General features: G+C 56.6%; 11 protein-coding genes. 3 read left to right on the plus strand and 8 right to left on the minus strand.

Annotation, left to right across the window (positions count from 1 at the left end; translation table 11 throughout):
• Positions 1–51: 51 nt before the first annotated feature.
• Positions 52–2,403, minus strand: coding sequence for a TonB-dependent receptor domain-containing protein (locus AC2CGP_RS17385; RefSeq protein ID WP_047058921.1), 2,352 nt, complete (start codon positions 2,401–2,403; stop codon positions 52–54).
• A gap of 199 nt (positions 2,404–2,602) precedes the next feature.
• On the opposite strand from AC2CGP_RS17385, the gene AC2CGP_RS17390 reads away from it, so the two are divergent.
• On the plus strand, positions 2,603–2,896 hold the full coding sequence (locus AC2CGP_RS17390; protein ID WP_042895288.1) for an Rdx family protein: 294 nt from the start codon (positions 2,603–2,605) through the stop codon (positions 2,894–2,896).
• 15 nt (positions 2,897–2,911) lie between these two features.
• Here the strand turns inward: AC2CGP_RS17390 and AC2CGP_RS17395 are convergent, their stop codons facing one another.
• Positions 2,912–4,621 (minus strand): thiamine pyrophosphate-requiring protein, encoded by a 1,710-nt coding sequence (locus AC2CGP_RS17395; RefSeq protein WP_047040568.1) that lies wholly within the window; start codon positions 4,619–4,621, stop codon positions 2,912–2,914.
• A gap of 35 nt (positions 4,622–4,656) precedes the next feature.
• Entirely contained in the window at positions 4,657–5,598 is a 942-nt protein-coding gene (locus tag AC2CGP_RS17400; RefSeq protein WP_015370011.1) for an AEC family transporter, read from the minus strand.
• Between the two features lie 183 nt (positions 5,599–5,781).
• Between AC2CGP_RS17400 and AC2CGP_RS17405 the strand changes: the two genes are divergently transcribed.
• Positions 5,782–6,669 (plus strand): LysR family transcriptional regulator, encoded by an 888-nt coding sequence (locus AC2CGP_RS17405; RefSeq protein WP_015370012.1) that lies wholly within the window; start codon positions 5,782–5,784, stop codon positions 6,667–6,669.
• Between the two features lie 60 nt (positions 6,670–6,729).
• A complete protein-coding gene (locus AC2CGP_RS17410; protein ID WP_015703271.1) occupies positions 6,730–7,071 on the plus strand; it encodes a nitrous oxide-stimulated promoter family protein in 342 nt (113 codons plus the stop codon).
• A gap of 684 nt (positions 7,072–7,755) precedes the next feature.
• On the opposite strand, the gene AC2CGP_RS17415 is transcribed toward AC2CGP_RS17410, so the two are convergent.
• The 5 genes from AC2CGP_RS17415 to flhA all read right to left on the minus strand — a co-directional run bounded on the left by AC2CGP_RS17415 (position 7,756) and on the right by flhA (position 13,669).
• Positions 7,756–8,610, minus strand: coding sequence for a metal ABC transporter permease (locus AC2CGP_RS17415; protein ID WP_015370014.1), 855 nt, complete (start codon positions 8,608–8,610; stop codon positions 7,756–7,758).
• Positions 8,604–9,452, minus strand: a complete 849-nt coding sequence (sitC, locus tag AC2CGP_RS17420) for an iron/manganese ABC transporter permease subunit SitC (protein ID WP_047076617.1) — start codon at positions 9,450–9,452, stop codon at positions 8,604–8,606. The genes AC2CGP_RS17415 and sitC overlap by 7 nt, the downstream gene beginning before the upstream one ends.
• Complete coding sequence (locus AC2CGP_RS17425; RefSeq protein WP_047057191.1) at positions 9,449–10,270, minus strand: manganese/iron ABC transporter ATP-binding protein; 822 nt, start codon at positions 10,268–10,270, stop codon at positions 9,449–9,451. Before AC2CGP_RS17425 ends, sitC begins: the two co-directional genes overlap by 4 nt.
• On the minus strand, positions 10,267–11,184 hold the full coding sequence (locus tag AC2CGP_RS17430; RefSeq protein ID WP_020078094.1) for a metal ABC transporter substrate-binding protein: 918 nt from the start codon (positions 11,182–11,184) through the stop codon (positions 10,267–10,269). The genes AC2CGP_RS17425 and AC2CGP_RS17430 overlap by 4 nt, the downstream gene beginning before the upstream one ends.
• 412 nt (positions 11,185–11,596) lie before the next feature.
• Positions 11,597–13,669, minus strand: a complete 2,073-nt coding sequence (flhA, locus tag AC2CGP_RS17435) for a formate hydrogenlyase transcriptional activator FlhA (protein WP_047064107.1) — start codon at positions 13,667–13,669, stop codon at positions 11,597–11,599.
• Positions 13,670–13,782 lie beyond the last annotated feature (113 nt).

The following is a 13,782-nucleotide window of genomic DNA, read 5'->3' on the forward strand; positions in this document are numbered from 1 at the left end:
GAATTTCCCCGGCCCGCGGGCCGGGGGGCAGGTTTGTTATTATTCGGGCGATCAGAAATCGATATTCACGCCCAGTTGCCAGGTCCTTCCGGGCATCACAGCCAGCGCTTTATCGTTGGCATCCTGATTGGTACTGGTCTCGATGTTACGGCTGCTCAGGTAGTCCCAGTATTTACGGTCGGTAATGTTGTAAACCCCGCCGTTGAGACGAACGTTCTTCGCCACCTGCCAGTAAGCGGTCCAGTCCAGCATGCCGTAGCCCGGCACGCGCATATATTCGGTGCTGGAATCGGCGATGGCGGAGCCGGTGTTGTTGTAGCTCTCGCGGCTGGTGGCAGTGGCCTGTTTGCCCTTAACAAAGGTGGCGGTCAGCGCCGTACCGTAGCGCTTAGCCGGATCGTCCCACGCCACGCCGACGATCGCTTTCATCGGCGCGACGCTGTCGAGGTCGACGTATTTATCGCCGTAGTAGCTGGATTTCGATTTCCCTTCGCTATAGCCCCAGGCGAGGGTGGCGCTCAGGCCATCCACCTGCTCAAACCAGGTGCCGAAGTTAAATTTAGTGCTGATCTCGCCGCCGTAGATATAGGCCTTATCGCGGTTTTCCGCTTGATAAATGGTGTAAATATTCGACGGGACGTTAGTGAATTTACCCGGATTGTTGGCGCGCGAATAACGCGTATAGGCGATAAAGTTCTTATAGCTGTTGTAGAACAGCGCGGTACGCACGGTGATGCCTTCGGTGACTTCGCCCTTGATACCCCATTCAATATTGTCGCTGGTCTCGGTTTTCAGATCGTTGTTACCGATTAGCGCGTACTGCTGGCTGCCGGCATAGCTGGAGCCCAGGTTCCACGAACCATACAGCTGGCTGGCATTCGGGAACTGCGCGCCGCGCTGGTACTGCAGATAGGTCATCAGCCGCGGCGTAATGTCGTACTGGAACGTCAGTGACGGCAGCACCTGGGTGTCGCTGTTTTTACCATACAGATTCGCCACCGACGATTCGGTGAGCACGCTGCTGTTAGCGCTAAGATCGGACAGATCTTCCGGTTTAGTGGACTGATGCGTCACGCGTACGCCGGGAATAATCGCGAAGTTGTGGCTATCGAGATCGAAGTTGATCTGATCCTGCACGTAACCGCCGATGGTGTAGCTACGGCTGTCCGCTTCCGGCTGCATAATTTCGCTGTAGACGCTAGGGATCGGCGATTGGCTAAATGGCCGCTGGGTTTTGGTCGTGCTGGCGTTAAAACCGGCGCTCAGGTCGTGGCGGCCGATGCTTTTCGCGAGCGCGGTCTGCAGGCCCCAGGTATCGGTATCGTAGTCGGAATTGACCGTCTGCATTTTGCGGGTGACGCTATCCGGCATCCAGGTCCAGTCGTGAGCCTCGGTATGCTGGTAATACACCTTGGTCGAGACGCTGTCGATGTAATCGTTCATCGGCGTCCAGTCGTCTTTCAGGCTCAGCCCCCAGCGCCGCGTCTGGTTGGTTTGGTTGGCGGTGCCGATCACGCTGTTACCGCTGGAGTCCCACGAATCGAAGTGGCTGTGGTTGGTCTTGTGATAGTAGTCGAAGGTGCTGGTGAACTTATGTTCATCGTTCGGCTGCCAGATGCCGGAGGCCATAAACGCGTCAGAGTGCCAGTTTGCCGGGTAAGCGTCGACGCTGCCGCTGTTGTTCTCGGTTTCCTGGCCATCGCGGCGGCTGTAGACGAAAATGCCGCGCAGCGTTTCATCGCCGCCGGCGACGGTGACGCCGTTATGCCAGCTGCGGTCGGAAGAGTCGTAGCCGCTCTGATAGCCAAAGGCGCTGGTTTTGCCCGGGCGCAGATAGTCATCCGCCGATTTCGGGCGGAAGGAGACGTTGCCGCCGATTGAGCTGTTAGCGGTCTCGGTTGAGGTGGCGCCCGACTGAATATCCACGCTGCCGTACATATAGGGGTCGATATAATCGCGGCCAATGCCAAAGGTGTTGAGGCCGGAACGGCCAACGTAGCCGCGGCCGGTGGCGTTTGGCTGGGCAATGCCGTCAACATCGATGCCGACGCGGTTGCTTTCGAGGCCGCGGATGTTGTAGCCGGTATAGCCGCCGCGATCGAAACCGCTTTTACCGTTGCCGGAACCGCCGCTGGCGCCGGTGGCGCTGATGAGGGGTTCATAACGCATGATTGAGCCGAAGTCGTTGGCGCCTTTGTCCTGCAGTTCCTGCGCGCTCACCGAGTGCTCGCTGCCGGCTTTCAGCTGTGGGGCCGGGGCGGTCACCACCATCTGTTCCGCGCTATCCGTCGTGTTATCCTGGGTCACGGCCGCGATAGCGGCATTCTGCGCGATTGCTGCGAGCAGAGAAGTCGCCAGCAGGCTTTTCTTACACCATGCTGCTGATTGAGTCGATTTGTACATTTGTAGCCACGCCTTGATAATTATTAGTATCGGCTCACGCGTTACTTCCAGAGTGCAGGTTGGTCCGTGTTTTCCCTGGCGGACAGTGGTATTCCTGATTTAGTAATTGCGAATGGTAATGATAGGTATTATCGTTTGCAACAAAATAATCATCTATTCTGAATTTTGTTTACATTCGTGCGGACGGGAGCAAGCCAACATGAGCCATAAAGCGATGATTACCATTCACTACTGTTCCCAATGCAACTGGATGCTGCGCGCCAGCTGGATGGCCCAGGAGCTGCTGCATACCTTTAGTACCGATATCGCTTCGGTCACGCTGGTGCCCGGTACCGGCGGCATTTTTACGGTGAGCGTCGATGAGGCGCTCATCTGGGAGCGTAAACGGGACGGCGGTTTCCCGGACGCTGCCGAGCTGAAACGGCGGGTGAGGGACGTCTGCTTCCCGGAAAAAGCGCTGGGGCACGTGGATAATGCCGGGAAGCAGATCTAAAACGGCTGGTTGCGATTAACGTCCTAGCTCAACGTTGACCAGTACGCTTTGTCGGCGAGTGCGAATAATAGCGACCGCCTCTTCCAGTACCCCGGGGAGATCTTCCGCCAGCGAAACCGTCAGCGCAGCCGCGCGGCTGGAGGCGGCGAGCGCGGCGAAATCTGGCGACGACGAGAACGCGGTGGCCGGGATCGCGTCCATTTTAGCGGCATAGCCGTCGGGATAGAGCGCCCGGGTGCCGCCCGCCACCGCTCCCCAGCCGCCATTGTTGCCGACCACCACCAACACGGGGAGCTTCATCACTTCCGCGATGTGATGACACACCGCCGGATTGGCAAAGAGATAGGAGCCGTCGCCCACGGCGGCGATGATAAGCTCACCTCGCCGGGCGAGCTGCAGCCCTAAGGCGATGGGCAACGCTTCACCCAGACCGCCCGCCAGCGCTTCCTGATAATAACTGTCCGCCTGAGTCAGGCCGGCAAACTGCGGCATTGTTGTCAGTTCAGAGACGATCTTCCCCTGATGTTGATTGGCAAGCTGGCCCAAACAGTAACTCAGCCAGGGTTTGCCAATCGCTCCTTTTTGGCCGGCGTGGAGGAGGGCTTCACGTTGGTTCTTCGCGTGTTGTATCAGGTTAAGCACATGCTTTTCACGTTCAGCCACCTGCCGTTGCTTCGCCGCCACAAGCGGCTGGAGCGCCTCTTGTAAAAGTTCGAATACCTCGTCGGTTTCTCCGGCCAGGTTAATATCGGCGCGATAACCGCGGACGGGGTAGCGGGAAAAAAGCGGATCGGGGCCGATCTGGATCACCTTACAGCTGTCGTTGCAGCGGCTTTCTTCGATGATCCACGGGGCCTGCGAGTCGATAACGATGATGACGTCGGCGGCAGAAAGCCAGCCTTCGGGATCGCTGCCTGCCAGCATAGGATTGTCGCTGCCGAGGGTGACTTCAGTGCCCCAGTATTCCACCACCGGAATGGCCCACTCCTTAACCAGGGTATTGAGCCGCGCAAAGCCACCAGACGTTCTTGCGCCGCGCTGGGCGAAGATGACCGGCTGTCTGGCATTGGCTATCGCATCGGCGGCGCTGGCAATATCCGCTCGCGTTGGCGCGTAGCGTACCGGCTGTTGGGTTGGTTCGGCATGAAGCGCTTGTTCATCGATCGTGAACGTTTCGCATAGCGGCTCGCGCGGCAGGCTCAAATACACCGGCCCCTTTGGCAATGAACGGGCTATCGCCCATGCTCTGTCAACATGCTCGCCGATCTGATCGGCAATGCGTAATTCAAAGTCCCATTTCACCGACTCGCGAATGAGCGCCGCCTGATCGCGCATCTCCTGGCCGTAGCCAATCGGCGTGTTGCGACAACCAAAGTGTGAATGCTCGCTAATCGGCGTGCGTCCGCCAAAAATCAGTACCGGAATATTGCTGTTGGCCAGATTGATGACGCCGCAGGCGGCATTGGCCAGGCCTACGTTAGTGTGAACCATGACGGCCTGCACTTTCCCGCTCCCGAGATAATAGCCATGGGCCATGCCAATAGCGGCGTTCTCGTGGGGACATATCACCAGCTCCGGTACCTGTTGTCCCGTGGCGCGCATTTTGGCCCACGCTTCAATAACCGGGGGATAATCGGTACCCGAATTAATAAAAATATAGGCCACGTCGAGGGCCTGAAGCCGGTGCAGTAATAATTCAGCGGCCGATACAGTGATAGAAGTCATATTCTCTCCGGATTTACGCGATGTTATCGCCGTGATTAAAAGGTCAGGAAAATAAATGCGCCCATCGTAATGATGGAAGTAATAATACTTAGCGCCATGGTCGAGGCCATTTCTTGCTCGCCGGACTTATATTGCATAGCAATAATAATGGCGATCGAGCCCACAGGAATCGCCATCGTTAATACCACTTGTTTTATTTGCTCCATGCTGAAACCCATTTTTAACAAAATGAGGTAGCAGGCGCCGGGCACCAGAATATTACGGGCGATGACGGTAATAATGGTGGCGGAGGTGATGACAATGCTGCGAGTATAGAGCACGATGCCTGCGGCAAACAGCGCCAGTCCGCCGGAGGCCTTACCCAGCAGACCTAGCGACATTGATACGGTTTCTGGAATATGAATATCCATTAATACTAATATCAGCGCGACAACCGGCGACCATACCACCGGCTGCTTGATGGCGTTGATGACCCGCGTGGCAAAAGAGATATTCTGGCTTTTATCCCCCGTTGCAACGGACATCAGAATCATCACTAGCGGGAGCTGGAAGACATTTTGCGTAATACTGGAAACAGTAATGAGTGAGGCGCTGACGGTGCCAAATAAAAAAGCCAGTACCGAGGTGCCAATGAAGGGAACGGCCGGCGAGCCGATGGCCAGAGCCTGTAGGGTACTGAGCGCCAGGGAGCGTTTACAGATATAACGGGCGATAGCTAAGGGAATAAGGAAACTCAGAATTAGCGCCAGGATAATGGCGATAGCGACCGGCCCCATGCTCATCACGATATGCCGCGGCGTCATGACCATATTACTGAAAATACTCAGCGGTAAAGCATACAGCATCACAATTTTATTAATATCACCAGCCTGCTGCCAGTTGAAGTCTTTGCGTTTACCGCTGATATAGCCAATGAGAACGGTAATGATAACGGGTAAAATAGCGCCGAGGATTAATAGAATGTTGTTCTGTGTCATAGTGATTTATTCTCATTATAAATTATCGTTAGGGTCAGGGTGTTGATCTATAAATATTGAGAGTGTTTCCCACGGAAATGCGCCGCTGTTGCACTATTCTTTTTTTTCGTTGCTTACTGCATTCTTGACGCAAAAAGAAGCGTCAGGGAAATGTAAAAATAATTCGTTCAATGAGTAATTGTCATGGCTATGAAAATTAAACAGATACAAGCCTTTCTTACCGTCGCCAGCGAAGGAAATTTAACCCTGGCTGCGGAGAAAATGGGGATTACGCAATCCGGGCTCAGCCGATTATTGCTGACCCTGGAGGAGGATCTGAATGCCACCTTATTTGAACGACATAAGCATGGAATGGCGTTAAGCGAGTATGGCAGCGCGTTTTTACCCTATGCCATGACAATGTTGAACACGGAGAACAAGGCCAGAGAGGAAATGGCGCTGATCCGCGGGGCGGGCAAGGGGATTTTGAGAATCGGCTGCGTATCCAGTCTGTTAACCAGCCATTTTATTGATAAATTAGCCGCCTTTCATAAACGCCATCCCCAGATACACATCAAAATATTCGACCGCATTGACTCAGAGTTGTTTAAGTTGCTGCTGATGCATGAAATTGATATCGCCCTCTGCGGGCCTTTACCGCACGACGATAAAATCGTAGTTCGTGGAAAAATTAACTGGCAGGATCGTATTTGTATCATTTCAAGGCCAGGCCATCCGCTGCAAAAAGAAAAACGTCTGTCGCTTGCGGCGATGCTCGACTATCCGTGGATCATGCCGCCGCCGTTAAGCACGCCGATGCTTATCCTCGAAGATATTTTTCGCTCGCATCAGCTGCCCTGTCCGGTTCCGATTATCGAGTGCGCTTCATCCGCAGCGATAAAATCCTTTATCGCTGAGAGCGATCTTTTAACGTCAATGCCCGCCCCCGTCTATCGACTGGAAGAGAAGCTTGGATTGTTGCGCCCGCTGGAAGCGGAAGGCAGCGTGTTTGTCCGAGATTTCTATGCCTGGAGCCATTTTGGCGTGTTATCCGGAGCCGCGCTGCAGTTAATCCAGCATCTGAAGCAGTGAGATGCCCTGACAGACACAAAGGTGTATAATCAATGCATCTTATTGGCTTGAGGCTGTGACATGGGCAAACGCATCGATCGCGAAAAGAAGACTATCGGCAATATGATCAGGCTTTATCAGCGCCGCTGCCCGGATGCGCGCAACGACGGCGAACATTACCTGGCGCTTAACGCTTACGCCGACAAGCGGCTGGATAAGTGCGTATTTGGCGAAGAGAAGCCGGCCTGTAAACAGTGTCCGGTACACTGCTATCAGCCGGCGAAGCGGGAAGAGATGAAGCGGATCATGCGCTGGGCCGGGCCGCGGATGCTCTGGCGCCACCCGATTCTGACCATTCGTCACCTGATTGACGACAGGCGACCGGCGCCGGAGCTGCCGGAAAAATACCGGCCGAAAAAATAGCGGCCTTTCCACGGTTTGCGCTGCGCTTCGCCGCCACCGGGATCGCGGTTGAAGGATCGTAGATACTGCTATCGGTTTGCAACTTTTTCGCTTGAGAAAAACGTTTATCGAGTGTCGCTTCAGAGGATATTGCGCTCCCGTTTGATTTTTATGCAATATGTTTTCCGTGGCGCAGGGAGCGCACAGAGGGCGGCCAGTCGCCGCCGCCCTCTGTACTCCCGGGCTTTGGCCGCCAAAATCGCCACTTCGTGGTTCCTTCGACTTATCCCTACAGGCTTCGGGTCGGGCCGAGGCTGCGTCCCTGCAAGTCACGGCCCTCAGCCCGCATCCATGCGGGCTGCCCCGGCCTTCCGGGAACGTCTCAGCGATTTTGAGGCCACCAACACCGGCAGTTTCAGCCAGCATGGTGAATAAATTAAAGGCAGGCCGCACAGACCGTAGATACTGTCATCGGTTTGCAACTTTTTTTAAGGGTTTTCCCGGACGCGGCGCGTTGCGCTTTCTCCGGGCTACCAAATCGCAAAGCGCTGTAGCCCCGGTAAGCGGCAGCGCCACCGGGGGATTTTGAGATCGCCAGCACCGGCAGTTTCAGCCAGCATGGTGAATAAATTAAAGGCAGGCCGCACGTACTGTAGGTCGGATAAGCGTAGCGCCATCCGACAATTCTCCCTGCTCGCGCTGGCGTTAGCCGCCATCGGAGATCGTTGCTGACGCCCTTTGTTTCTGACCGTCACGGATAGTACTGGCGACAAAGGCCAGCACGAACAGCGCGGTAAATAGCACCACGATGGTTGGCGCCGGCGCGCTATCGAGATAAAACGACAGCCAGACGCCCGCCAGCGAACAGCCCACGGCGATTACCGTTGCCAGCAATAATGCGCTGACAAAGCGCCGCGTCAGCAGCAGAGCGATAGCGCCGGGCGCTATCAGCAGCGAAATCGACAGAATAATCCCCACCGACTTTAACGTCGCGACGATAGTCAGCGCGATCATGCACAGCAGACCATAATGCAGCAGCCCGCAGCGCAGGCCGCTGGCTTTGGCCTGATTGGGATCAAAGGCGTGCAGTAAAAAATCGCGCCACTTTAGCCCGATAATCAGCGCAATCGCCAGCGCAATCACCGCCGTTTGCCCGATATCGCTGGCGGATATTCCCAGCATATCGCCAAACAGAATATGGTCGAGATGGACCTCGGATTGAATCGCCACGTACAGCACCAGCCCGGCGCCGAACATCCCCGAGAAGACGATCCCCATGATGGTATCGCGCTTGATGCGGCTGTTATCGTCGAGAAAACCGGTGGCGACGGCGCAGAATAAGCCGGCAATAAACGCGCCGATGGCGAAGGGGATGCCGATAATGTAGGCCACCACCACGCCGGGAAACACCGCGTGGCTCATGGCATCGCCCATCAGCGCCCAGCCTTTTAATACCAGAAATACCGACAGCAGCGCGCAGGGGACGGCGACGATCGTCGCCACCAGCATCGCGTTGACCATAAACGGGAACTGTAATGGTTCAAGGAGCATCGTTAGCATGAGGCCTCCCTGGCGCGGCGGCGGTTGGCCAGCAGGCCGTGCTTCGGCGCGAAGACAAAGGTAGCTAAGAACAGCAGCGTCTGCGCCACCACGATGATGCCGCCGGTGGCGCCATCAAGGTAGTAGCTCAGCCATGCGCCGAAGAAGCTGGTCAGGCTGCCGATAGCGACGGCAATGGCCAGCAGACGCGGGAAGCGGTCGGTTAACAGCCAGGCGGTGGCGCCGGGCGTCACGACCAGACAGATGACCAGAAACGCGCCGACGGTTTGCAGCGCCGCCACGGTGCAGGCGGCCAGCAGGGTGAAAAATAGCAGCTTCAGACCGCTGGTGTTAAGGCCAATCGAGCGGGCATGGTTCTCATCGAAGAAGGTGACCATCAGGTCTTTCCACTTCAGCAACAGGATCGCCATCGAAATACAGCCAATTGCCGCCAGCTGGATAATATCCTCCGGAGCGATGGCGAGAATATTGCCGAGAATAATAGTTTGAATGTTCACCGAGGTCGGATTCAGCGACACCATAAACAGACCGATGCCGAAAAACGAGGAGAAAATCAGCCCGATGATGGCGTCCTCTTTAAGCCGCGAACGCTGGTTAAGAAACAGCATGCTGCCTGCCGCCAGGCCGCCGGAGAGAAACGCGCCCAGCGCAAAGGGCAGGCCAAGCATATAAGCGCCGGCGACGCCGGGAACGATCGAGTGGGAGAGGGCGTCGCCAATCAGCGACCAGCCTTTGAGCATCAGGTAGCAGGAGAGAAAGGCGCAGACGCCGCCGACTAATGCCGAGACCCACATCGCGTTGAGCATGTATTGATAGCCAAACGGCTCCAGCAGCCAGCTCATCGTTGGCCCCCCGCCGCGCGATGGCTGATAAACGGCCGCTCATCGTCGGTAATAATGCGCTCTTCCGCGCCGGTGAGCGTGACGTGACGCAATACGCCGCTGAAGGCCAGCTCCAGGTTCTCGGCGGTGAAGGTGGTCTCCGTCGGGCCGCTGGCCAGCACGGTGCCTTTCACCATCACCGTGTAATCGCAAAATTCGCTGACTGAACCGAGGTTATGGGTAGAAACCAGCATGGTACAGCCTTCGTCGCGCAGTTCTCGCAGCAGGGCAATGATCCGCGCCTCGGTCTGCACATCGACGCCGGTAAACGGCTCATCGAGCAGGATCACTTTGCCTTCCTGAGCAATGGCGCGGGCGAGGAACACGCGCTTTTTCTGCCCGCCGGAGAGCTCGCCAATTTGTCTTTTGCGGTATTCGCTCATTCCTACCCGGGCCAGCGCGGCATCGACAATCTGCCGGTCGCGGGGCTTCGCCCGCCGCAGCCAGCCCATATGGCCATAGCGGCCCATCATTACTACTTCTTCCACCAGCACCGGAAAAGACCAGTCCACCTCTTCCGATTGCGGTACGTAGGCAACAAGATTTTGCCGAAGCGCGCGGTTGACCGGCTGGCCGAGAATGGCGATATCGCCGTGGCCGACGCGCACGAAGCCCATCAGCGCTTTGAATAACGTCGATTTACCGGATCCGTTGACCCCCACCAGCGCGGCAATCGATCCGCGCGGTACGCTGAACGAGGCATCGCGCAGGGCGGTGTGGCCGTTGCGATAGGTCACCGTGACCTGGTCGACGATAAGTCCCGCTTGTGGCGCAATCATGACTGTTTCCTCAGGCCATCGTTGATCCCTTTGACGATGGTTTCGGTGGTGACGCGCAGCAGGTCAAGATAGGTCGGCACCGGACCGTCGGCGGCACTTAGCGAGTCAACATACAGTACGCCGCCATAGTGGGCGCCGGCTTCACGGGCGACCTGTCGCGCCGGTTTGTCGGAGATGGTGCTTTCACTGAAGATGGTCGGGATATGCTCCTTCTTCATGGTGTCGATGGTTTTACGCACCTGCTGCGGCGTGCCCTGCTGGTCGGCGTTAATCGGCCACAGATAACGCTCCTGCAGGCCGTTATCGCGCGCCAGATAGGAGAATGCGCCTTCGCTGGTGACCAGCCAGCGTTTGTCCGCCGGCAGTTTCGCCAGTTCGGCCTTCAGCGGCGCCATAGTCTGGCGGATCTTCTCTTTGTAGGCCTCGGCGTTACGGCGATAGGTGTCGGCATTGACGGGATCGTATTTCACCAGTGCATCGCGAATGTTATCGACGTAAATCAGCGCATTATCCGCCGACATCCAGGCGTGCGGATTAGGTTTGCCGTTGTAGGGGCCATCGCTGATGCCCATCGGCTGGATACCGTTGCTGACCACCACTTCCGGTACGCCGTTCAGGTGCTGATAAAAACGGGCGAACCACAGTTCGAGGTTGAGACCGTTGGCGAGAATAAGCTTCGCCCCCTGCGCGCGTTTGATATCGCCCGGCGTCGGCTGATATTCGTGAATTTCCGCGCCCGGCTTGGTGATTGAGCTGACGTCTGCGGCGTCGCCGGCGACGTTCTGCGCCATATCGGCGATCACGGTGAAGGTGGTAATGACTTTAAATTTTTCTTGCGCCTGAGCCGGGGCGATGGCAAGCAGCGCTAATGCGGCGGAGAACAACAGGTACTTGAACGGCGGCAGATGCGGCATAGGATCCCTCACGGTATTGCGATTAATTAATCATCGTTTATAGCCTTTGCTATGTTATATAGCACAAGCTATTTATAAATGAAAATAATTCTTATTTAGATGTTGGGGTAATGATTAGGCTGAGAAGGGATTGGGGAGGGAGGGGTAATCCGGATTCGGTCCGGTATTCGATGGGGCGCCGCGTTATTTTGTCGGATGGCGCTACGCTTATCCGACCTATGGTTCATGCGCGATTTGGTAGCCCCGGTAAGCGTAAGCGCCACCGGGGAGAGCGCAAGCTGTTGTGCCGTTATTTTGTCGGATGGCGCTACGCTTATCCGACCTACGGTTCATGCGCGATTTGGTAGCCCGGAGAAGGCGCAATGCGCCGCCTCCGGGAGAATCCTTAAGCCATTAGAGACATATCGCCGGGCTAGACTAACCGATCCTTATTAATGCCTAAACGCTTCATGCGCGACAGCAGCGTCGTGCGCTTGAGCCCCAGGCGCTGGGCGGCGCCTTTTGGCCCGGCCACCACGCCGTTGCTCTCTTTCAGTACCCGGACGATCAGCTGATATTCATCTTCGCCTTCCTCCGGCAGCACTTCCGGCGCCAGCGTCTCCTGTTCAATATGCATTTCCGGCAGCGACAGTTGCAGTACGTTGCCGCGGGTCAACAACACCGCGCGCTCGACGACGTTTTCCAGCTCGCGCACGTTGCCCGGCCACTCCATGCGCGAAAGCGTGCGCAGGGTCTCCGCGGGAATACTGTCGATGTTGCGCCCCAGACGGCGGGCGATTTTGAAAGTGAATGCTTTCACCAGCAGTGGAATATCGTCCGGGCGTTCGCGCAGCGGCGGCAGGTGGATCGGGAACACATTGAGACGATAGTAAAGATCGCTGCGGAATTCACGATCGATAACCATCTGTTTGAGATCGCGGTTGGTGGCGGCGATCAGCCGTACATCGGTCTGAATCAGTTTATTGCTGCCCAGACGTTCGAATTCCTGCTCCTGGAGAACGCGCAGCAGCTTCGGCTGCAGTTCCAGCGGCATATCGCCGACCTCATCGAGGAACAGCGAGCTTTTGTCCGCCAGTTCGAAACGGCCGATGCGCTGGGCGCTGGCGCCGGTAAAAGCGCCGCGCTCGTGGCCGAACAGATCGCTTTCCAGCAGGCCCGCAGGCATTGCCGCGCAGTTCATTTTCACCATCCGTCGGCCGTTGCGCCCGCTCAGGTTATGAATAGCGCGGGCAATCAGTTCTTTACCGGTGCCGGTTTCACCGAGGATCAGCACCGTACTGTCGCTCTGCGCCACCATCTCCACCTGTTTAAGCACGCTGTGCATCGCTTCGCTGCGACCGATGATTTCGCCGAACTCGCTTTCGACGTTGTTGAGCTGTTCGGTGAGCGCCAGGTTTTCATCCACCAGCCGTTCTTTCAGCCGCTGGATCTCGCGATAGGCGAGGGCGTTATCGATAGCTATCGACACGCGCTCGGCGATTTGCCGCAGCAGTTTAAGGTTGGTAGTGGTAAACACTTGTTCATCGCACTGCGCCAGCTTCAACACTCCGAGCAGCGTATTGCCGGACATGAGCGGTAACAGGCACAGGGTCTGGATCTGGTTATCCCACATCTCGAAGAGCATTTTCTCATACGGCGCCAGCGAGTCGTGCTCATGCAGATTGAGTAACAGCATCTCTTTGCTCTTAAACACCCGCTCGGTTAGCGTGCCGGCTTCATCGACTTCGCTTTGGTCGTGGACCGGATGGCTGGCGTCGAGATAGTGGGTAGAGTAGATGTTAAGCTTGCCTTTGCGGTTGCTGCGCAGCACCACGCTGATGGCGTCGATGCGGAAATAGCGGTGGATCTCTTTCGCCACCTCGCTGACCAGCTCGTCAATATCGAGGCGCGACAGGACGGCGTTGGTGATGGCCACCAGGATACGGAAGTTATCGCGCTCGTGGCATAGCAGGTCGTAATCGACGTTGTTGCTGACCCGGTTTTGGATCTGCTCGGTCACGACGGCGACAATCTGCGCGAAAGTATGCAGGCGCTGGTACTCTTTTTCGCTCCATGGCCGGTTGTCGTCGCGGATGAATTCACAACCGCCGAAAATGCGGCCTTCCGCCGCCAGCGGCAGCAGACAGTAGTAGCCGAATTCCGGGTAAATGCCGCTGGCGGCCAGCTGCGGCCAGGTTTCGGCGAAGGTCACGTTGTCGCAATGTAGCGCGTCGGGGCGCGACAGCAGGCGGCGTACCGGGCCGTGCGCCAGTACGGTTTCATCTTCGTAGCTTGCCGGCTGCCCGGCGTCGTCGCAGGCGTACCTGACGGCGCGATGGTTGCCGTGGTTCCACAAGATAATCGCCGCCCGGTCGGCAAGCGCGGATTGCTGCACCAGACGGGTTAGCGTTTCACTCAGCGCGGCCAGATCGGGCTGCTGTAATAAAATACGGGTGATATCAAACAGACCCTGCTGCCCGAGATCGCCCATTGGTGTATACGACATTGCTTAAGTCCAAAAAGCGCCGCAGCGCGGCGCAGAATAAAGAGATGAATCAAATAATAGTCTGTTAATAAAACAATTGTTGCCGTTGTTGAGGTCGCCCGGATAAGGCGAAA

This window comes from Klebsiella sp. SYXHC3 (assembly GCF_057196925.1).